Here is a 20,505-nt window from a genome sequence, read left to right as displayed (position 1 = left end):
ATTCCTCGTCGTGCGCCCACCGAGTCGAACTCCACCGTCCCGCCCGGGAGTTGCCAGTACTTCAGCCGCCGCGCCGACGGGTGTTCACCTGCAGGCTGCACCTCCACGCGGCACCCCCGTCGGCCCGGGTTTGCTGCGGTCCGGCAGGTCCGGCCCGCCATGGATGGAGCTGGCGGCCGGGCATCGATCGCACCAGCCCGGTGAGCACCTCGACAAGCACATCCACGGCCTTGTCCCGCGTCACGCCCTTGAGGTCATCCAGCGAATCGAGGAATCTCGGCCCGAGCCGATACTCCGCGAGTGGCAGTTCCGCCCGCTGAGATTCCGGAATTCGATGCAGGTACTGCAGCCGGATCTCGTGCCGCAGTTGCTCGCCCGGATCGTTGAACACCCCCATTCCACGCGCTCGATCGTCCATCTCCTGGGCACGCCTGATCGCCTGCTTGGCCTTCTTGTCAGCGTCGCGCAGGCTGCGGCGCAGCCGGGCAGCTTCGGCCTTCGCTGCGGCCAGCTCAGCCTCCGCCTTCGCCAGGCGGGTATCCAGCAGAGTGCGCTCACGGTTGGCGGCCTGCAGCTGCCCGAGCCTGGCAGGATCGGGAGTCGGCGACCTCACCGGTGCCGGAGCCACCACCTCTTCAAGAACCAGCGGTTCCAGGGCCACCGCCTCCGCCGGTTCCTCGTCCTCGATCAGGTCCTCGGGAACCAGCCAGGGCGGACCACCGGGAATCACCGGGACCGCAGGCACGGGCGACTCGTCGGTGTCCGGCAACCGGCACTCCAGCGTGTCACCGTCGGCGTGGATCTGAACAGCGACGACGTCGCCAGCATCGATCATGCGGCTCAGCGGCGGGCCGGTGATCTCTCCGAGCAGCCAGATCTCGACGTCGGGATGCAAACCCACCTTGGCACTGAGTTCCCCGACCTCGACCACCTTGGCCAGGACCACCGAGCCATCGGAGTAGGCCGACCTGACGCGCTGCATCGGATCATCGGGGATCTCGGCGATTTGGAACTGACTGATTGGCCCGCCCCTGCCGTCCAGGTACCCCGACAGACGCTGTCCTTTGACCACCAGCCGATCAGCCGCGACGCCCGGGCGGATGGTCGCGGCCAGCGCCACCGCCTGCCCACCATCGGGCACCTTCAGCAGGACGTGGAACTCGCCCATGGGGCCCTCGACGATCGCCTGACACTGTCTGGCCTTCGCCCGGGGTGCCGCCGGCGTCAACAACCCGGCGGCGTGGGCAGCCGACAGGCCCGCCTCGATCACCTCCGTGGTGATCCGCCGCGCACCGATCCCGTCCCAGCAGAACTTCAGCGGCGCCCTCGTCTCGTCCTGCAGCCAGTCCAGTTCAACCGGATAGACCCGCGCCGCGCCGCCGAACACCCCGAGCCGGTCTGGCATCGCACCCGTGAACGCCCACGACGCCTCGCCCTGGATGAGCCGGCATACCTCAACCAGTCCATCGAGGTCGCTGGCGATGCGTTCGGCATCCAGATAGGGGCCTCGCCCGTCGCGTTCGTCACCACAACGACGGGAAACCGACGGTTCGGATCCTGGAGGCGGTCTGCCATCGCCTCGGCGTCGCCCGGCGTCGCGATCCGGGCGACCCCCGATCTGGGCTTCGTCGCGGCCTGAAGTGGTGGGGCGGCTGGACGCGGGGGCACGGGAGCCAGCGGAGGACGCTGTTTGCGCTTCGGCTCCACGGAGCGGCGCAGGTGGTCGATGAGCGCGCCCGTCGCCTTGCCCGCCTCCTGCTTGCCCTGACACAGCACAAGTGGCGCCCCGAACGGGTTCCCCTTCAGGTCAATACGCGGCGGGTAGACCCGGCCCCCTCCGCCGTAGACCTCCCAGTTGGCCGGCACGTAGTCGGCCAGCAGCCACGTCAGCTTGGTCCGCCGGATCACATACACGCTGGCATCCGACCGCGCGGCGGCCAACTCCTCGGCATCGATCCACGGCTCAGCATCATCCACCCCGACGTCACCAGCACGACCGGAGTGGTGCGATGCGGCGACTGGATCCAGGCCACCACGTCAGCCAGTCCAGATTCCGACCGCACCTCAACTGCCGCACTCCCGGACTCCGCACCCAACGGTGCGAACGTGACACTGCCCGGATCCGGAACCGCCGGCTTCTTGGTCATCTGACCTCCCCACGTCATTGTGCAATCCGGGTCTGACATCTCCGGTGTGCTGCGACGCAAGAGCCGTGCCCTGCCCACACCACCCCCGGTCCCTTCCCCGATCCTGTCGCACCCGTCGGTTACGGTCGTTCAAACGGTTCCGAAGGGGGTGCCGATGGACCACGACGGCCTCGTGGCACTGCGCCAGCACCACCCTGCCTGGCAACTGCTGAGGGCGGACAACGCCCCCCTGGTCGCGACCGTCCTGCACCGCATCTTCGTGGCGGAGAACGCCCGCACCATCTCCCGGACCGCACTGGCCGAGGCGCTCGACGACGACCTGCACCGGCTCCGACTGGAGGACCCCGGCGCGTACCCGAAGGACGCACTGGCCTACCTCGCGGACTGGTCGGCGCCTGAGCGCGGCTGGCTGCGCAAGTTCTATCCGGAGAACTCCGACGTGCCCCACTTCGACCTGACCCCGGCGGCGGAGAAGGCGCTGGCGTGGCTCGGGTCGCTGGGCGAGCGGTCATTCGTCGGAACCGAGTCGCGCCTGATGACGATGTACGCGCTGCTGGAGCAGATGGTCGAGGGCACGCAGGCCGATCCGGCCGAGCGCATCCGGGCCCTCGAGCAGCGCCGCGACGCGATCGACGCGGAGATCGAGCGGATTCGCGCCGGTGAGATCCAGATGCTGGATGACACCGGCCTGCGTGACCGCTACCAGCAGTTCACCGCGACCGCGCGCGCCCTCCTCAGCGACTTCAGGGAGGTCGAGGAGAACTTTCGCATGCTGGACCGCACCGTTCGGGAGAAGATCGCCGCTTGGCAGGGTCCGCGTGGGCAACTGCTGGATCAGGTACTCGGGGAGCGCGACGCGATCGCCGACTCTGACCAGGGCGTGAGCTTCGCGGCGTTCTGGAACTTCCTGATGTCCTCGCAAAGGCAGGACGACTTCGACCGCATGCTGGAATCCGTCCTGGCCCAACCCGCCCTGAACGGCGCCGACCAGCAGATGCGTTACGTGGTCAGCGACTGGTTGAAGGCCGGTGACGCCGTGCAGCGCACCGTCGCGCACCTGTCCCGGCAGTTGCGGCGCTTCCTCGACGACCAGGCCTACCTGCAGAACCGCCGCATCGCCGAACTCATCAGGGAGATCGAAGCGGCTGCGCTGAACGTCCGGGACGGCCACCCTCCGGGGGCGTTCGCAGAGATCCCCGGAGTGCGCGCGGACGTGTCGATGCCCATGTCCAGGCCCCTGCACGACGCCTCTGACCCCGTGCACTTGGCGGAGGTGGAGGTGGTCGAGGCCGACGACGAGGTCGAGCTCGACGCCCTGTTCAACTACTTCATGGTCGACACGACGCGGTTGCGCAGCGCGATCGACGAATCGCTGCAGGACGCCGACCAGGTGACGCTGCGCGGGGTGATCGAGACCCACGGGCTGCCGCAGGGCCTGGCCGAACTGGTCAACTACCTCAAACTCGCCGACGACGACCCGCGGGGTGCCTTTGTCGACGACGGCACCGAGACAATCTCCTGGACAGCAGACGACCGGCAGGTGGCGGCGGACATTCCCACCGTGATCTTCGTGAGGAACGCCGATGGATGAGCCGAGGATCGCCGAGGCGGCCGTGCCGCTGCTCAAAGGGGTCGTCTACGCCGACTCGCACCCGGCTGCGTGGAACGCCCTGCTGACCATCCCCAACCAGGTGCGCGACCACCTGTCGGCGCTCGGCGTCGAGGTGATGATCGACGAGTCCGAGGGCTACGCCTTCCTTCGCAACGCACCCGCCGATCCGGACGGACCCGACCTGCCGCGGCTCGTCTCCCGCCGGCCGCTGACCTACCGGGTGAGCCTGCTGATCGTGCTGCTGCGCCGACGACTGCTGGAGTTGGACGGCCAAGGCGACCAGACCCGCTTGATCATCACCCGGGACGAGGCCGTGGAACTGGTCCGCACCTACCACCCGGCACGTTCCAACGAGGCGAAACTGGCCGACGAGGTGGAGGCTGATCTGCGCAAGCTCGCCGAACTGGGGTTCACCCGTTCCCTGCGCGACCAGCCCCACACCTACGAGGTGCGCCGTATCATCAAGGCCTTCGTCGACGCCCAGTGGCTGGCGGACTTCCACGAGCAGTTGCAGCAGTACCTCGTCGCGGGGAGCCGGGCATGACACTCGAACTCGACCTGTACGACGCGGCCACAACGGGCTTCCGCCTGCAACGCCTCGAGATCTTCAATTGGGGCACGTTCAACGAGCGGGTCTGGACTCTCGACCTCGACGGGGACAACACCCTGCTCACCGGTGACATCGGCTCGGGCAAGTCCACTCTGGTCGACGCCATCACTACCCTGCTGGTGCCGCCGGGGAAGGTCTCGTACAACAAGGCCGCCGGCGCGGAGTACCGAGAGCGGACGACCTCGTCGTACGTCCTTGGCCACTTCAAGGCCGAGCGCACCGAGTCCAGCGGCGTCGCCAAACCCGTGGCGCTGCGTGGCACCGGGAATTACAGCGTGCTGCTCGCCCGGTTCGCCAACACCGCCCTGCAGGAGACCGTCACCGTCGCGCAGGTCTTCTGGTTCAAGGACCGTGCCGACCAGCCGTCACGCATCTACGCGGTGTCGGGCACGGCGCTGAGCATCACTGGGGACTTCCGGGACGTGGGCAGCGATCTGTCCAACCTGCGCCGGCACCTGCGCGAGCGGGACACGACGATGCACGACAGTTTCAGCAAGTACAGCGCCGACTTCCGGCGCCGCCTGGGGATCACTCACCCGCAGGCATTGGAACTGTTCCACCAGACGGTGTCGATGAAGTCGGTAGGGAATCTGACCGAGTTCGTCCGCACCCACATGCTCGAACCCGCCGACGTCGATGCCCGCATCGAGGCGCTGATCAAGCATTTCCAGGACCTGAACCGCGCTCACGACCTCGTGGTCGACGCCCGGCAGCAGGTCGACGCGCTGACCCCGCTGGCGGCCAGGCTCGACGACCACGACACGGTGGCCACGCAGGCCGAGCAGACCCGGGCGGTCCGCGACGCGCTGTCCCCTTACTTCGCCTTGCGCCGGACCGAGTTGCTGACTGAGCGCATCGCCCGCCGGCAGGGCGAGCGGGAGGGACTGCTGAACCGCAAGGCCGCCGCCGAGCAGAGCGTGCGCTGCGCGCAGCGCGAGGAGCAGGAACTGCACGCGGCGATCCGGGAGAACGGCGGCGAGCGGCAGGAGCAACTCCAGTCCGACATCGCCGACCTGACAGCCGGCCGGGACGCCAAACGGGAGGCGCACACGCACTACGTGGGCTTGTGCCAGCAGGTCGGAGTGGCACCGGCCACCGACGAGCAGTCGCTGGTCCACCAGCAGCAGGAGCTCGCCGCCCTCAGCGGAGAACTCACCGCGGAGCGTGACCGCTTGGAGAACTCCGCCACGGAGCAGTCGGTGACCCTGCGCGACGCGCGGACCCGGCTCGACGAGATCGAGACCGAGCTCAAGGGCCTGGCCGACCGCAGCAGCAGCATCGACCAGACGATGATCCTCCTGCGCGCCCGGCTGTGCGAGGGGACCGGGCTGGAGCCGGCGGACGTGCCATTCGCCGGAGAGCTGCTACGGGTCTCCGACGAGTCGTGGGAGCCGGCCGCCGAGCGCCTGCTGCGCGGCTTCGCCCTGTCGCTGCTGGTGCGCGACGAGGACTACGCGGCCGTGGCCGGGTGGGTGGACCAGACCGACCTGCGCGGACGCCTGGTCTACTACCGGGTCCGCGAGGGCGTGCGGGTGCCGGCGGTCACCGACCCGCGCTCGCTGGTCCACAAGCTCGAGGTGCGCCCGGGCACGGTGTTCAGCGACTGGCTCGGCGCGGAGGTCCAGAAGCGCTTCGACGTAGTGTGCGCGACCTCCCCCGACGAGTTCCGCATCGAGCGGCGGGCGCTGACCCGCAACGGTCAGATCAAGGGTGGCGGGGAGCGCCACGAGAAGGACGACCGGCGGCGCCTGGGTGATCGCCGCTGGTACGTCCTCGGTTGGGACAACACCGCCAAGCGCAAGACGATGGAGCGGCAGCGTTCCGAGGCGGCGGCGCTGGTGGACCGGCAGGCGCACGAGCAGGAGGGGATCCGCGCCCATCAGCGCTCCCTGGACGTGCGCGCCCAGCAGATCGCCGTGCTGATGCAGCGCCGCGCGTGGTCCTCGCTGGACTGGCAGAACGACGCGGCCCGCTTGGAGACCGTGCGCCAGCAGTTGGCGCTTCTTCGGGAGTCCAACGACACCCTCAAGCACCTCAACCAGCGGCTCGAACAGGTTCTGACCGAGTTGCGTTCCCTGGAGGCCGCACGCATCGAACTCGAAACGCAGGACGCGGTACTGGTCGACCGGATCGGACAGGACGAACAGGACCTCGAGGAACTGACGCAGCAGCCGTTGGCGACACCCGAGCAGCGCGGGCTGGTGCAGCCGTTCGAGCCGGAGAACCTGCAGGTGCGGACCTGCGAAAGCGCCGAGCGCACGATCCGCCTCGAGTTGCAGACCACCATCGACCGGCTCGACGAGCGGGCCAAGCGCCTCAACACCTCGATCGTGGCGGCGATGGGCGAGTTCCGGAACCGGTGGCCACTGCAGACCCAGGACATGGACACCGCGGTGGAGGCCGGCCACGAGTACCGCGAGTTGTTGCAGCGGCTCCTCGACGATGACCTGCCCCGCTTCGAGGACGCGTTCAAGCGCGCCTTGAACACCCACGCCATCCGGGAGGTGGTCGGGTTCCGCACCGCGCTGGAGGTGGCCCGGGAGGACATCAAGCGCCGCATCGGCGACATCAACACGTCCCTGCGCGACATCCCGTACCAGCCGCACACCTACATCCGCCTGGAGCCGACCGGTTCCACCGACGCCGACGTCCGGGAGTTCCGCCAGCAGTTGCGCGCCTGTACCGAGGACACCGTCACTGGGTCTGCCGACGACCACTACTCCGAGCAGAAGTTCCTGCAGGTCAAGGACATCGTCAGCCGGCTACAGGGCCGGGAGGGCCGCACCGCGGAGGACAAGCGGTGGACCGCGAAGGTGACCGACGTGCGCAACTGGTTCACCTTCGCCGCCAGTGAGCGGCTCAGCGCCGACGACTCCGAACACGAGCACTACGCGGACTCCGGAGGCAAGTCCGGCGGCCAGAAGGAGAAACTGGCCTACACGATCCTGGCGGCGAGCCTCGCCTATCAGTTCGGCCTGGTCAGCGGCCGGCAGACCCGTAGCTTCCGGTTCGTGGTCATCGACGAGGCGTTCGGCCGCGGTTCCGACGAGTCCGCGCGGTTCGGCTTGGAACTGTTCCGGCGACTGGACCTGCAACTATTGGTCGTCACCCGATGCAGAAGATCCACATCATCGAGCCGTACGTCGCCCCGTCGGCTTCACCCAACGAGGGCGGCGTCACCTCCGAAGCTGCGCAACCTCACGATCGAGCAGTACCGCGAAGGCAGGCACCCGTGGCAGGGTCCCTGACCTGGACCACCCCCGCGGACATCCACGGATCCTCCTCAAACAGTGGGAATCCGGCCGCCTGCTGCAGGGCCGGGTCCCGGGGCACACCGGCGTCGAGTTCCCGCTGCGCATCCCCCTTCGGCGGCCCCGGGCGGCCGACCTCTCCCGGGACTGGGAGGCAGTGCGGGACTGGGCGGCGACCCTCATGCGGGCCACCGATCTGCGCATCGAGACCCAAGCGATCGGCCATCGCGTCCTGGGCACGCAGTCGCTGCCGGTCGCGGTGTGGATCGACACCGCGCAGGACGCGCTGACCCTGATCCGGCGGACCCGGCAGGCGGCGCGCTTCGACCAACTCATCGCTGCGACGGCCCCGCAGAACCTGGACTGGGCTGCCCGGCATCCCCTGCACCTGCTCGAGATCGGCGACGACTGGGCTGCCATCCAGTCGGCCGCAGCCTGGCTGCACGCCCACCCCGACCCCGCATCTACCTGCGCCAGACGGACATCCCCGGCGTGCACACGAAGATCATGGAGCAGCACAAGCGCGTCCTCGGCGATCTGGTCCCCGGCCGCGCCACGGCCGGACCCGGTTGGTTCGAGCGGCGCTACGGCTTCCTCACCGCGCCGGCGACCGTGCGCTTCCGGGTCCTCGACGACGCCCTGTGCCTCCTGCCGGGCGTGCGGGACATGGCCCTGCCAGCGCCGGACTTCCTGCGCCTGTGTCCCCCGGCGCACACCGTGTTCGTCACCGAGAACCTCACCAACTTCCTGGCGTTCCCACCAGCCCCGGACGCGCTAGTGGTCTTCGGTGCGGGCAACGAGGCACCCGAACTCCTGGCGGGCCTGTCCGCGCGGCGGGTCGTCTACACCGGCGACCTCGACACCCACGGCCTGGCGATCCTCGACCGGTTCCGCGCCCACCTCCCGCACACGCAAAGCATCCTCATGGACCTGGCCACGTTGCAGGCGCACCGCGAGATGTGGGTGAGCGAGAAGACCCAGATCACCCGCGAACTGCCCCAATTGCTCCCCGATGAGCAGGCCCTCTACGACGCGTTGCGGCAGAACGTGTACGGCGACCATGTGCGGCTGGAGCAGGAGCGGATCCGGTTCAGCGAGGTGCGCGATGAGGTGGCGCGGGTCGCGGGGACAACCTAGGAATCGCGCACGTCTCGTAGTGACTCGAGGTAGGGCAGCGCCCGGAGATCCTTGTCACGCTTGGACTCGATGATGTCGTCCAGGGAAGCGACCCTGATGAGCAGGCGAGAAAGTCAGGTCGAGCACGCCGAAGTCCGTCACGAGATTCAAGATGTGGACCCATGACCCCAACCTCATCGTCGGACCGACCGGCCCGGTGTTCTACCAGGACCCTGACGCTGAGGGTCACCACGTGGTGCAGCGGCGACTCGAGGCGACGCTGCCCCTCATGGAACTGCCACCCAGCACGCCGGTAACCCTGGTGAGTTGGCATGACAAAGACCAGCAACGAGACGACTGGTGCCCGTGCTTCGACTCGGGCTACGACCGCCCGTACCGGGACTTCGCACGCTTCGACTACTGATCACGACGGGGGTATGCGCAACCTCATCGCTCACAAGTACGAGGTCGTGGACCCCGTTATCGTCTGGAACACCCTGGCACACGAATCGCCGGTCGATGCTGTTGCCATCCAAGCCATCCTCGAGGGATAGCCGGTGGTCACACCCCGACAACCACCAGCGGAACGACCTCGTCCACCCCGATGCCGACCAGTTCAACAGCCGCCTGCGTCAGCGTCCACTTGCTGCGGCTGTACTCATCGACCAGCAGCACCGTTCCACCGATCCCGTGGGACTGCTGCAGTTCCAGGCGACCGGTCACTTGCCGTAGTCGACCGGATCCCTCGACGTGCTCCGCCACCTGGGCGGGCCGCTTGAACACCTCAACGACCGGCAGACCCAACTGCCCCGACGCGAGTTCCGCCAGTTCCTGCACCCGCACCGGGTGGCTGGCACTGGGGATGGGAACGATAGCGGTCACGGGCGGCATGTCCTCCCGGCGCCACCGGGCCAGTAGTTGACCGAATGCGGCCCGAAGTTCCTCGGACAGCGGAGCATCGGGGCCGAACACCTCGTCCAACAACTCCGGAAAAACTCCGCCGTCCATGCCGGTGACCGCCCGGCCCGTGGCGATGCCCGAGATCTTGCCCAATCGGCCGGACCCCGAGGGCCACAACTTCCGCGGGGTGATCCGCACCGGGCGCCGGCGCAGTGACTCGTACACCCGCTCAACGCGTGCTGGGTCCGGTGTCCGGCCCGGATGGGGGCAACTCACCTGTGCACACCGAGCACCGTCCGCACGGTTGGGAGGCAGGATCGTCCAGCGCCGTGGTGAGCAACTGCATCAGGCACTGCGCACCGGAGGCGTACGACGACATGATCCCGGCTTCATGGCGGCGCACATCCACGAGGCGGTCGTACTTGTCGGTGTCGAAACTCCACCGCTTGCCGGTGACCATCCACCGCCCGCCCTGCACATCCACGACACCGTCGACGCGCAACTGCTTGAGCAGCACCTCGACCTTGCTTTTCGAGCGGGCCAGGGCATCGACCAACTCGGTCGTCTTCAGGGGCTGTTGGCGCAGCAGTTCCAGGAGCCGGTCTGCCATCTCGGGGTCCGGCAGCGTGGCCGTGGCGAACCAGTCCCACACCTGCTGGTCGGTCTCACCGGCGGGCAGCAGCACGCCCACCGCACTGTCGAGCCCGGCCGGCGCGGCCCACCTGCTGGTAGTACGAGACCGGCGAGTCCGGTGATCCCACGTGGATGCAGAACGCCAGGTCGGGCTTGTCGTAGCCCATCCCCAGCGCCGACGTCGCTACGACAGCCTTGAGCGAATTGGCCCGCAGCCGCGCCTCGATCTGCTCGCGCACATCAGGCGGTGTCTTACCGGTGTAGGGCTCGACATCGTGGCCCTGTTCCTGAAGGAACGCGGCCAACTGTTCCACCACCGGAACGGTCAGTCCGTAGATGATGCCGGACCCCTGGGACTGCGCGAGGAACTCGTCGACCCACGCGAAGCGACGGCCGTAGTTCAAGTGGGGGATCACCGCCAACTGCAGGGACTTCCGGGCCAAAGGACCGCGGATGACGGTCGTCGTCGGACCGAGTTGCTCGGCAAGGTCGGCCACCACCCGGGAGGTCGCGGTGGCGGTCGTCGCAAGCACCGGGGTGTCCGACTCCAGTTCGAGCAGCAGGCGCGCGATCCGCTGGTAGTCCGGGCGGAAGTCGAACCCCCAGTCGGAGATGCAGTGAGCCTCATCGATGACGAGCAACCCACTCGACTTCAGGACCGGCATCGCGCGTTCCTGGAACTGCGGGTGGGACAGCCGCTCCGGCGACACGAGCAACACGTCGATCTCGTCGCGGTCGAGCCGATCGAACACCACGTCCCACTCGCTCTTGTTCGACGAGTTCACGGTGGCGGCCTGGATGCCGATGCTTTCGGCGGCCTTCACCTGGTCGCGCATCAGCGCCAACAGCGGCGAGACGACGATCGTCGGCCCGGCGCCAGCATCGCGACGCGCCAACGTGGCCGCCCAGTACACCGCCGACTTCCCCCACCCGGTGGCCTGGACGACGAGGACCCGCTGGGCGCCGCCGAGCAGCGCGGACACCGCATCCACCTGACCAGGGCGCGGTAACGCCTCCGGGCCGGCCATCGCGGCGAGCACCGCCTGGATCGCCACCGAGGCAGTCTCGGTTGACTCCGCCATTGCCACCCCCACCCTCTCGTCAGCGCGATCATCGCACCTCGCTCGCGGTCCGTGACCGACACCCGGCGGGCCTCGCGGAAACCGCTGGGGGCAGGCTGGGGTCAGGGCGATCGTGAGGTGGGGTGGGCGCATGTCAGACCAGCATCCAGGGAACACGTGGAACACCCTGTACCGCCTGGGCGCGGTTGCGGCAGGTATCGCCGTCGTCCTGTACGCCGCGGCCCTGGTCATGGTCACCGTGACGGCTACACCGCCCACAGAAGGGGGTGCGGCCACTCTCGAGTACGTCCACGCGCACCGGACGGCGTACATCATCATGCAGGTGCTGTGGGTGGCCCCCAGTTTGTTGCTCATGGTCGTCTTCCTGGCCCTGGCCGTCGCGGTCCGCGGCACAGGCAAGAGTTACGCGGCCGTCGCAGGGATGATCGCGGTGTCGTCCTGGGCGATCTCCATGGCCTGGCCGACGACCGGCGGCGGTTCGCCGGCGATGGTCCTGCTCAGCGATCACTACGCGACGGCGACGACCGCCGCGGAGCGGGCACCCTACGTGGCCGGGGCGGAACTGCTCATCGCCCTCAACGACGTGCCGGCCGTCATCGGGGTGCTGCAGACCCTCGGGTTGCTCCTGATCTCGTTGGTGATGCTGCGGGGGGTCTTCTCCAAGCCCCTGGCATGGTTCGGCGCCGTCACCGGCTCTATCGGGATCGTGTCTGAGTTGTTCCGACCGGTGCTGGGCCCCGCCTACGCCGTGTACGGACTGCTGCTGTTCTTCTGGCTGGCCTGGGTGGCGCTGGCACTGTGGCGACTCGCGCGGACCGCCGCGGATTGACCGTCACACCCCTGCCGGCAGGGCCAGGAACTGCGCGATCCGCCGGGCAACTTCCGCGGGTTCATCATCCACGATGTAGTGCGCAGCGCCGGGTACGAAGTCGATCGTCAGGTCCCGGGCGTCCGCATCGAATCCCTGCAGCATCGCCCTGGGGATCACATCGTCCTGCTCCCCGAACAGCACCAGGGTCGGCACTTCCAGCACCCGACCACGGTGCCGCCCCAGCATGATCCGCAAGAACTCAGGGACGATCAACTGCCGGTACAGAGCCGAACCAGCGCGGGCTCGTGCGGGGTCGCGCAAGGCACGGAAGTACGCGGCGGCATCCGCGGCGCAGATCGAGTCGGGCCGCGCAGTGAACGTGCGGAAGAGCCAGTGCGGGAGCCGCTGCCGGCCACCGGAGAGCAGACGCGCCCCAAGCCCGGGCGTGGCCAGCGCGTACTGGAACCACAGGTGGGGCATGGAGCGCGCCATCGCGGGATGCATCCGCAGGTACGGCGGCGGCACGGCCAGCGCCACGTACCGCGAGACGCGCTCCGGATGGTCCAAGCAGAACAGGAAGGCCACCAGCGCGCTCCAGTCGTGCGCGACAATTGCCACCCGCTGGAGTCCGAGGGCATCCAGCAGTGCCAGCAGATCGCCCTGCATCGTGGCGAGGTCGTAACGCCCCGCAGGTGCGCCGGTGCCACCTGCCCCGCGTAGATCCGGGACGATCAATCGCGCAGTTCCGGCCAGGTGGTCCATGACGCGGGCATACTCCCGGGAGTCCTGCGGGAACCCGTGCAGGAGCAGGACTGGTTCGCCCGCACCCGCCTCGACCACCCGCATGCGCAGTTCGGGCAGTTCGACCGTACGCGCGCACGGCGCGTGGCCCTCAGCCATGCCCGCACGCTACGCGCGAAACCGCTGCACGTCACCGGGCCAGTCCGGGATTCGGTCACCGCGACCCCGCGGCTGGCGATGTCTCACGGCGTCCACGTGACGGCGACGATGCCGGCACTGGTGTCCACAAAGGCCACAAGCCCGTCACCGCTCATGGCGGCCGCGGTATCGGGGTAGCCCCACACGAAACTGCCCGGGGCACCGGCCGAGGGGTTCACCGCGTAGCCCGCAGCCGTCAGCGCCGCCTGCAGGTCGTAACTCACCGCCGCGGTGCGATCACGGATCTGCAAGGGATCGGCCATACTCGCCTTCCACACCACGTATCGCCCGTCGCGCGAGGAGGTCCCGAGATTCAAGCGCATCGTGGGTGGGTCCGCCGGGATGCTCGTAGCAGTCGCCACGTCGTACCAGACGACCCCGATGGGGGTCCCCTCATCCGCACCGGAGAACGAGCCGTTGATGGTGATGGTGCGACCGTCACGGGTCATGGTGTTGCCCACCCCGCCGATATCCACGAGCCGCGTCCGGTCGAACACGGCCCGGCCCGGTTGCCACGTGTTCCCCGATTCGTACGACTCGAGCCTGCCCGGGATCAGGATCGTGCGGGCGTCCTCGGATACCGACGGAGCTTGGAGCTGTTCGGTGTCACCCTCGGCCAGGTGCACCCGACCGGCGCCCTTGAACACGGTGAGTTTGCCGGTGCGCAGGTCCTTGAGGTAGACGTCGATCTTGCCCGGCTTGCGGAAGTTCGCGCTGAACACCACGTACCGGCCGTTGCCGGAGATCTGGCCGCCGGCCAGCTGCGGCGAGTAGCGCAACTTCTGGTCCTCCTCGCACAGCGCCAGGGTGCAGCGGCTGCGCCAAGTGGGCTTCAGAAGTGCGCCGTCCGAGCGCCGGGTGACGTTGGTGGTCGTTGCCTTGCGCCGATCGAAAAGCATGACCTTCTGACGGCCCCATTCGCCGACCGGCAGCGTGTACGCCACGTACCGGCCGTTGTCGCTCAACGATGGCCGGCTGGCCTTCTGGGGCAACAGCGCCACGCGGGTACCGGTGGCCAGGTCTCGCAACTGCGGGCGCCCGTACAGCACCTCCGAGCCCACGACGTAGCGACCCGTGCGGGACACCGCATTCAGGGACTCCAGGCCGGTCTCGTGGACGGTGATGGTGACCGGGACCGCCGCTGCCGGAGCAACGCCGACCGCCGGTGTGACGGCGATGGCCAGGGCCACGGCAACTCGGGTCGTCGAAGCGTTCATGATCCCTCCCAGCCCCGCGTTCGCGGTCGGGAGCCGGGACTTCCCGGCCTTCAGGGCGCACCTCCAGAGTACGCCAGCGGGACAGGAGCAGGTACCGCTCCCGCGCTGTAGCGACGGCCGTTCGTGCGATATCAACCAACTGTCGCGAGCGCGAACCATAGGACTCGCTGAGCATGCTGGGAACGCGCAGCCCGGGAGTTGCTCGACACCGGCACGCTGAGCTTCCTCCACGGCGCGATGCCCTATGCCGACCTGCAGCGCCGGTTCGCCCCGTGACCGCCTGGTGCGAGCGCGCCGCCTGTGTTTCGCTGGTTCTGTGAGCTTCGACGACGACTGGGTCAACGACGCGGCGCAGCGCGAGGCCTCGGCGCGCGAGCGGGACCTGCAGGCCAAACGCGAACGCTGGGCCGAGTTGGACCGGGCCGACCTGCAGGGCAGGGGTGAGTCGGTGAAACGCGCGAAGCGGGCCCGGCGCTCCGAACGGTGGCGCAAGACGTGGCCGTGGTTGGTGTTCTTCGGTGTAGCGGCCGCGCTGATGATCCTCGCGCGAGTGCTGGGCTACTGAGACCCACTAGCATCAGCCCTTCGAGGACATTCACCAAGAAGGCGACTCACATGCGCAAAGCATTCATCGGCCTGGCCCTGCTCCCGCTGGCCGCCTGTTCGTCCGGCACCTCGGATACCGCGATCCCGGGCTGCCGGACAGCGCCGTGCAGATCATGGAGTCCGCGCCCTACGCGGGGCGACCTGGGCGATCCGGGTGGAGGACGCAGAGTCCGGCGAGGCGCTCGTGGACTACAACGCCGCGTCCCTGCTGGAGCCCGCCTCGGTGACGAAGACCTACAGCGTCGGCTCCGCATGGTTGAAGTTCGGCCCCGATTCGAAGATCACGACGCCCGTCGTGCGGCAGGGCCAGGTCGATGGCGGCACGCTGGACGGCGACCTCGTACTTGTCGCGAAGGGCGACATCCTCATGGGCGGCCAGACCGGTCCGGACGGGCAGGTCGTGTTCACGAATATGGACCACAACGACGCGAACGTGCTGCCCGGCGCGACCATCGCCGACAACGACCCGCTGGCCGGTCTCGACGACCTCGCCGAGCAGGTGAAGGCCGCCGGCATCGACCGGGTCGGCGGGGACGTCGTCATCGACGACCGCCTCTGGGCCACCGAGAACCTGGGCATCAACGACGGCCCAGTGTCGCCGATCATCATCAACAACAACCTCATCGACGTCGTCACCACACCCGGCGCTGTCGGTGAACCCGCCGCGGTCCGGATGCGGCCGGAGGTGGCGCCCTGGCGGGTGGTCAACCGCGTCACGACGGTGGCTGCCGGTGAGGACGGCGGCATCGACATCACCAGCCCCGAGTACGGAACCATCGTGCTGCGCGGCACCATCGCCGCCGACGCCGATCCGCAGTTGAAGGTGGAGCACTTCGACGACCCGCCCCGCTTCGCCCGCACCGCATTCATCGAAGCCCTGCAGCGCGCGGGCGTGACGGTTGCGTCCAACCCGACCGCACCGAATCCGCGCGGCACGCTGCCCGCCCCGACGAAGGTCGCCGAACTGCCCGAGGTCGCCAACCTTGAGGGACTGCCGCTGGAGGAGAACGCCACCTACATCCTCAAGGTGAGCTACAACCGCGGCGCCCAGACCCAGGTGTGCCTGCTCGCCGCATCGATCGGCAGCAGGGACTGCGACGACGGCTTCCCGGAGGTGGCGAAGGTGCTCGGTGCGGCCGGGGTCGATCCGAAGCAGGCGTCCCTTGTGGACGGCTCCGGGCTGCCCGGCAACTTCGTCACCGCCAGTTCGGTCGCACAGTTGATGAAGGTCTTCAACGACCGTCCGGATGCCCAGCGCTGGATGGGGGCGATGCCCATCATGGGTGTCGACGGGTCGGTGGCCACCGTGCAGACCGACAGCCCGGCCGCGGGCAAGGTGTACGCCAAGACCGGCACGCTCGGGGACCAGGATCTGCTGAACCAACGGCTGCGGGTCGAGACCAAGGCCCTCGGTGGCTACATCGAGGCCCAGTCCGGCCGTAAGCTCGCCATCGCGATCATCGTCAACCAGGCCATGTTCGACGACATCCAAGGCGTGTTCGCGGCCAACGAGGATCTGGGCGAGATCGCGACGAGTCTCTACGAGGCGTACTGAGCCGTCAGGGCACCGCGACGACGTCCGGGAAGGTCTCGATCAGGTACTCCAGGAACGCGGGCCCGACCCTCTCCTGCCGCAGGACCTCGACCGACACGGGGAGGGGGCGTGCGCTGAACGACGCATCGGCGACAGCCCGTGCGGCGAAGTCGTGGTTGACAATCGCGCCGCGGCCCACGGAGACGAAGTCCGCACCCTTGTCCAGGCACCACTGCGCGTCCGTGGTGGACAGCACCTTGCCCGCGACGCCCAACCTCGTCGATCCCCGCGGCAGATCCACGAAGTGATCGATGAGCAGCCCGTCGCCTCCCCTGCGCGGCCCCATGAAGACGTCCCACAGCGACAGTTCGAGGTAGTCCAGTAGACCAGAGTCGAGAGCCCGCCGCGCGTACTCCCGACCATCGGCCAGAGGGATCCCGAAACCCTCCGGAGACAGTCGCAACCCGAGTTGGAAGTCCTCCCCCGTGGCTGCGCGAACCCCCTCCATCACCTCCTGGACGACCCGGAACCGGTTGTCCAGCGATCCGCCGTACGCATCGGTGCGGTGATTGCGTGTCGAGTCGAGGAACTGTCCCAGCAGGTAGCCGTGCGCACCGTGCAGTTCCACGCCATCGAAGCCGGCGTGTTCGGCTCGCACGGCTGCCGCCACGAAGTCCGCAACGGTCGCCTCGACGTCCTCACCGGTCATGGCCACCGCGTCGTGGGCGGGATCGTCCCACGGGCATTGGGCTGCCATTCCGGTGATGGCCCGCTCCGCCCGTCGACCTCCGTGGTGCAGTTGCACCGCGCTGCAGGCATTCGCCGCACGCACTCCCTCGGCCAGGCGGCGCAGTCCCGGTAGGTGGTCGTCGGAGGCGACGCCCAACTGCCCGCGCCACACATGGCCCGCCGGAGCGACGAACGCAGCCGCCGTCATCACCAGACCGAACCCACCTTCTGCGCGAGCGGTGAGCCAGGTGATCTCGTCGTCGGACAGGCTGCCATCTGCGTGGCTCTGGCAGTTGGTCAACGGCGCCAGCGCGAGGGAGTTGCGCCACGCCCGGCCATGGGCAAGCCGCAGAGGGTCAATGGGGTTGGGCATGTGGCCCATGCTACGGAGGTGCCCCGACCGGGACCTCCAGCCGGCAGATCGCCCGCGCGAGCACCGGTGGGGCACGGCCACCGTGGAGGAGTTCGAAGCGCTGGCCGCAGAGGTCAGCGGCGTGGACCTGACGGGGATCTTCCAGGCGTGGCTGGTGGACCGGCGCAGGCCTGACGCGAGCGCGGAGAACGGATTCTGAAACCCGCGCTGCCGCCCCTGCCACAACGCCGTTAGGCTCGGCGCATCGTCTGTCAAGACACGACGGGAGCCGCGGTGGCACATTCCCTGGTCCGGACCAAGTTCCACGCACCTCGCCCGCGTCCCGGCAACATCGCCAGGCCCCGACTGGACGCCATCCTCAGGCCCGGCGACCAGGCCCGACTGACCCTGATCAGCGCGCCGGCCGGGTTCGGGAAGACCACGGTGCTCGCATCCTGGCTGGCCACCCGGCACAAGGTCGCGTGGCTGTCCCTGGCCGCGGGGGATGACGCGCAGACCACCTTCTGGGTCCAGGTGGTCGCTGCCCTGCAGACAGTGGACCCGGACATGGGCCGCAGCGCGGCGTCCCTGCTGCAGTCCCCGCAGCCTGCGATGGAGTCGATCCTCACGACCCTGGTCAACGAACTCAGCGAACTCACCCACGATGTCCACCTGGTTCTCGACGACTACCACTTGGCCGACGGGCCGGGCATCCACGAGGACATGGCGTTCCTTCTGGAACATCTCCCGCCACAGGCGCACCTTGTGATCAGCACCCGCGCGGACCCGGCGCTGCCCCTGGCGCGCCTGCGGGCGCGTGGCGAGCTGGTCGAGGTCCGTGCCGCCGATCTGCGGTTCAGCCCGCAGGAGGCGGGGGAGTACCTCGGCGCGGCAACCGGTCGGGACCTCGATCCCGCAGACGTCGAGGCCCTCGAGCAACGCACGGAGGGCTGGATCGCGGCGCTGCAACTGGCGGCGCTGTCGTTGCAGGGGCGCGAGGATGTGACCAGGTTCGTGGCGGGGTTCACCGGCGACGACAGGTACGTCGTGGACTACCTCGTCGAGGAGGTCCTGCAACGCCAGCCCGAGCAGATCCGCGACTTCCTCCTGCGGACCTCGATCCTGGACCGCCTGTGCGGCCCGCTGTGTGACGCCGTCACCGGGCAGGCCGGCGGAAGGAGCACCCTGCAGGCGCTGGACCGCGCGAACTTGTTCCTGGTGCCGCTCGACGACACCCGGCAGTGGTACCGCTACCACCACCTCTTCGGCGAGGTCCTGCAAACACATCTGCTCGACGAGCACCCCGACGATGTGCGCGAGTTGCACGGCCGGGCCAGCCGCTGGTACGACGACGCTGGCGAGCCGGTGCCGGCCGTCCGGCACGCGCTGGCGGCTGGAGATGCCGAACGCGCAGCGGACCTGATGGAGTTGGCCCTCCCAGCCCTGCGCCGCGACCGGCAGGATGCCGTCATGCTGCAGTACCTCGACGCGCTGCCCAAAGAAGTCCTGCAGTCCAGACCCGTGCTCGCCATGGGCCTAGTGGGGGTCCTGATGGCCCGTTCGGAATTCGACGCGATCGAGGACCGGCTGCGGGGGATCGAACGCGCGCTGGACGCCGGTGATCCGATCTCGGTCGTCGACCACGATGAGTTCGCCCGCCTACCCGGTGAACTGGAGCTGTACCGGGCCGCCCTGGCGCTGGTGCGCGGCGATGGCGCACGTACCGTCGACCACGCCGCACGGGCGGTTGAACGCGCCGCCGCTGACGATCACCTCACGCGCGGCGGTGCGTACGCACTGCAGGGACTCTCCTCCTGGTCGAGCGGGGACCTGACCGAGGCCCAGCGCACCTACTCGGCGGCCGTCGACGAGTTGCTCAGCGCGGGCCACATCGCCGACGTCCTGGGCTGTTCGATAGCGCTGTCGGACATCCTGATCACCCAGGGCCGGTTGAACGAGGCAGCGCGCACCTACGAGCATGCGCTCCTGCTCACCAGCGACTCCCCGATCCCGCTGCGTGGCACCCCCGACATGTACGTCGGGCTCGCACAGATCGCGTGCGAGCGCGACGACCTGCCGGCCGCCCTCGACCACCTGCACCGGGCCGAGCACTTGGGCGACCCGATGGGGCTGCCGCAGTACCCGTATCGCCGCCTGGTGGCGCTTGCCGGCATCCGTCACGCCGAAGGCGACCTGCGCGGCGCAGCAGATCTGCTCGCCGAGGCCGAGCGGGTGTACGCCGGTGACTACTCCCCCGAGGTGCGGCCGGTGGGGGCGCTGCGAGCACGGGTGCTGATCACCCAGGGCCGGCTCGACGAGGCGCGGGCATGGGTGCGCCGGGCGGGCCTGCGCGCGGACGACGACGTGGCGTACGCCCGGGAATGCGAGCACATCACCCTGGCCCGACTGCTGCTCGCCGACGCTGACGAACTGGCTGGGTCGGAGCTGCTCGAGCGGCTGCTGGCGTCGGCCGAGGCCGGCGGTCGGACCGGCAGCATCATCGAGATCCTCATCTTGCAGGCACTGGCCCACCGCGACCCGCAACCCCTGGAACGGGCACTGCGACTGGCCGAACCGGAGGGTTACGCCCGCACCTTCATCAACGGGGGCGAGAAACTGGAGGCCCTGTTGCGGGCCGTGACCAAACGCCAGCCGCGCTGGCCCTTCCCGCGCCGACTGCTGGCGGCACCCCAGGCACCCCTCAGCAGTGGCCTGGCCGAGCCGCTCAGTGAACGCGAAGCAGAGGTCCTGCGACTGCTCGGCACCGACCTCAGCGGGCCGCAGATCGCCGACCACCTCGTGGTCTCCCTGAACACGCTGCGCACCCACACCAAACACATCTACGCCAAGCTCGACGTGACCAGCCGGCGCGCCGCGGTCCGGCGGGCCGCCGAACTGGGCGTGCTCTGAGCCCCGGGCAGGATCACCACCAGGTTCACCACACGATGTGATGTGCGCTCACCATT

General features: G+C 68.8%; 14 protein-coding genes and 2 pseudogenes. 11 read left to right on the top strand and 5 right to left on the bottom strand.

Annotated features, from left to right (window positions below):
• Positions 1–61: 61 nt before the first annotated feature.
• The gene (locus tag IPG68_13300; GenBank protein ID MBK6764183.1) at positions 62–1,405 is read right to left on the bottom strand and encodes a hypothetical protein; all 1,344 of its coding nucleotides are present in this window, start codon (positions 1,403–1,405) and stop codon (positions 62–64) included.
• A gap of 890 nt (positions 1,406–2,295) precedes the next feature.
• On the opposite strand from IPG68_13300, the gene IPG68_13295 reads away from it, so the two are divergent.
• The 6 genes and pseudogenes from IPG68_13295 (at position 2,296) to IPG68_13270 (ending at position 9,290) form a co-directional block, all read left to right on the top strand.
• On the top strand, positions 2,296–3,738 hold the full coding sequence (locus IPG68_13295) for a DUF3375 domain-containing protein (GenBank protein MBK6764182.1): 1,443 nt from the start codon (positions 2,296–2,298) through the stop codon (positions 3,736–3,738).
• The gene (locus tag IPG68_13290; protein MBK6764181.1) at positions 3,731–4,303 is read left to right on the top strand and encodes a DUF4194 domain-containing protein; all 573 of its coding nucleotides are present in this window, start codon (positions 3,731–3,733) and stop codon (positions 4,301–4,303) included. Before IPG68_13295 ends, IPG68_13290 begins: the two co-directional genes overlap by 8 nt.
• Positions 4,300–7,617 (top strand): annotated as a pseudogene (locus IPG68_13285) (AAA family ATPase). Before IPG68_13290 ends, IPG68_13285 begins: the two are co-directional and overlap by 4 nt.
• Before the next feature lie 264 nt (positions 7,618–7,881).
• A complete protein-coding gene (locus IPG68_13280) occupies positions 7,882–8,757 on the top strand; it encodes a hypothetical protein (protein ID MBK6764180.1) in 876 nt (291 codons plus the stop codon).
• Between the two features lie 151 nt (positions 8,758–8,908).
• Positions 8,909–9,160 (top strand): hypothetical protein, encoded by a 252-nt coding sequence (locus tag IPG68_13275; GenBank protein MBK6764179.1) that lies wholly within the window; start codon positions 8,909–8,911, stop codon positions 9,158–9,160.
• Positions 9,161–9,173: 13 nt separating this feature from the next.
• Complete coding sequence (locus IPG68_13270) at positions 9,174–9,290, top strand: DUF86 domain-containing protein (GenBank protein ID MBK6764178.1); 117 nt, start codon at positions 9,174–9,176, stop codon at positions 9,288–9,290.
• 7 nt (positions 9,291–9,297) lie between these two features.
• On the opposite strand, the pseudogene IPG68_13265 reads toward IPG68_13270, so the two are convergent.
• Positions 9,298–11,351: pseudogene (locus tag IPG68_13265) on the bottom strand (RecQ family ATP-dependent DNA helicase).
• A gap of 130 nt (positions 11,352–11,481) precedes the next feature.
• Between IPG68_13265 and IPG68_13260 the strand changes: the two are divergent.
• Positions 11,482–12,180: a hypothetical protein gene (locus tag IPG68_13260; GenBank protein MBK6764177.1), complete on the top strand. Its 699-nt coding sequence runs from the start codon at positions 11,482–11,484 to the stop codon at positions 12,178–12,180.
• A 3-nt stretch (positions 12,181–12,183) separates the two neighbouring features.
• Here the strand turns inward: IPG68_13260 and IPG68_13255 are convergent, their stop codons facing one another.
• Positions 12,184–13,062, bottom strand: coding sequence for an alpha/beta hydrolase (locus IPG68_13255; GenBank protein MBK6764176.1), 879 nt, complete (start codon positions 13,060–13,062; stop codon positions 12,184–12,186).
• A gap of 83 nt (positions 13,063–13,145) precedes the next feature.
• A complete protein-coding gene (locus tag IPG68_13250) occupies positions 13,146–14,318 on the bottom strand; it encodes a hypothetical protein (protein MBK6764175.1) in 1,173 nt (390 codons plus the stop codon).
• Positions 14,319–14,634: 316 nt separating this feature from the next.
• Between IPG68_13250 and IPG68_13245 the strand changes: the two genes are divergently transcribed.
• Both IPG68_13245 and dacB read left to right on the top strand, forming a co-directional pair.
• Positions 14,635–14,883, top strand: coding sequence for a hypothetical protein (locus IPG68_13245; protein ID MBK6764174.1), 249 nt, complete (start codon positions 14,635–14,637; stop codon positions 14,881–14,883).
• Between the two features lie 195 nt (positions 14,884–15,078).
• Positions 15,079–16,479 (top strand): D-alanyl-D-alanine carboxypeptidase/D-alanyl-D-alanine-endopeptidase, encoded by a 1,401-nt coding sequence (gene dacB, locus IPG68_13240; GenBank protein ID MBK6764173.1) that lies wholly within the window; start codon positions 15,079–15,081, stop codon positions 16,477–16,479.
• 4 nt (positions 16,480–16,483) lie between these two features.
• Here the strand turns inward: dacB and IPG68_13235 are convergent, their stop codons facing one another.
• Entirely contained in the window at positions 16,484–17,560 is a 1,077-nt protein-coding gene (locus tag IPG68_13235; GenBank protein ID MBK6764172.1) for an NADH:flavin oxidoreductase, read from the bottom strand.
• Here IPG68_13235 and IPG68_13230 point away from each other — a divergent pair.
• Together IPG68_13230 and IPG68_13225 are read left to right on the top strand one after the other, a co-directional pair.
• Entirely contained in the window at positions 17,559–17,759 is a 201-nt protein-coding gene (locus IPG68_13230) for a hypothetical protein (GenBank protein ID MBK6764171.1), read from the top strand. The two genes, IPG68_13235 and IPG68_13230, sit on opposite strands and share 2 nt — an antisense overlap.
• Positions 17,760–17,833: 74 nt before the next feature.
• Positions 17,834–20,449 carry a tetratricopeptide repeat protein gene (locus IPG68_13225; GenBank protein ID MBK6764170.1) on the top strand — a complete coding sequence of 872 codons (2,616 nt, stop codon included), beginning with the start codon at positions 17,834–17,836 and terminating at the stop codon, positions 20,447–20,449.
• Positions 20,450–20,505: the final 56 nt, after the last annotated feature.

This window comes from Micrococcales bacterium (assembly GCA_016703125.1).
Lineage (GTDB): Bacteria > Actinomycetota > Actinomycetes > S36-B12 > UBA10799 > JADKAV01.
This window is presented reverse-complemented; position numbering and strand designations above follow the sequence as displayed.

Coding starts and splice junctions, on each gene's coding strand:
- IPG68_13300 (MBK6764183.1), bottom strand. CDS start 1,405: ATGCCAGACCGGCTCGGGGTGTTCGGCGGCGCGGCGCGGGTCTATCCG.
- IPG68_13290 (MBK6764181.1), top strand. CDS start 3,731: ATGGATGAGCCGAGGATCGCCGAGGCGGCCGTGCCGCTGCTCAAAGGG.
- IPG68_13275 (MBK6764179.1), top strand. CDS start 8,909: ATGTGGACCCATGACCCCAACCTCATCGTCGGACCGACCGGCCCGGTG.
- IPG68_13270 (MBK6764178.1), top strand. CDS start 9,174: ATGCGCAACCTCATCGCTCACAAGTACGAGGTCGTGGACCCCGTTATC.
- IPG68_13260 (MBK6764177.1), top strand. CDS start 11,482: ATGTCAGACCAGCATCCAGGGAACACGTGGAACACCCTGTACCGCCTG.
- IPG68_13255 (MBK6764176.1), bottom strand. CDS start 13,062: ATGGCTGAGGGCCACGCGCCGTGCGCGCGTACGGTCGAACTGCCCGAA.
- IPG68_13250 (MBK6764175.1), bottom strand. CDS start 14,318: ATGAACGCTTCGACGACCCGAGTTGCCGTGGCCCTGGCCATCGCCGTC.
- IPG68_13230 (MBK6764171.1), top strand. CDS start 17,559: ATGTGGCCCATGCTACGGAGGTGCCCCGACCGGGACCTCCAGCCGGCA.
- IPG68_13235 (MBK6764172.1), bottom strand. CDS start 17,560: ATGCCCAACCCCATTGACCCTCTGCGGCTTGCCCATGGCCGGGCGTGG.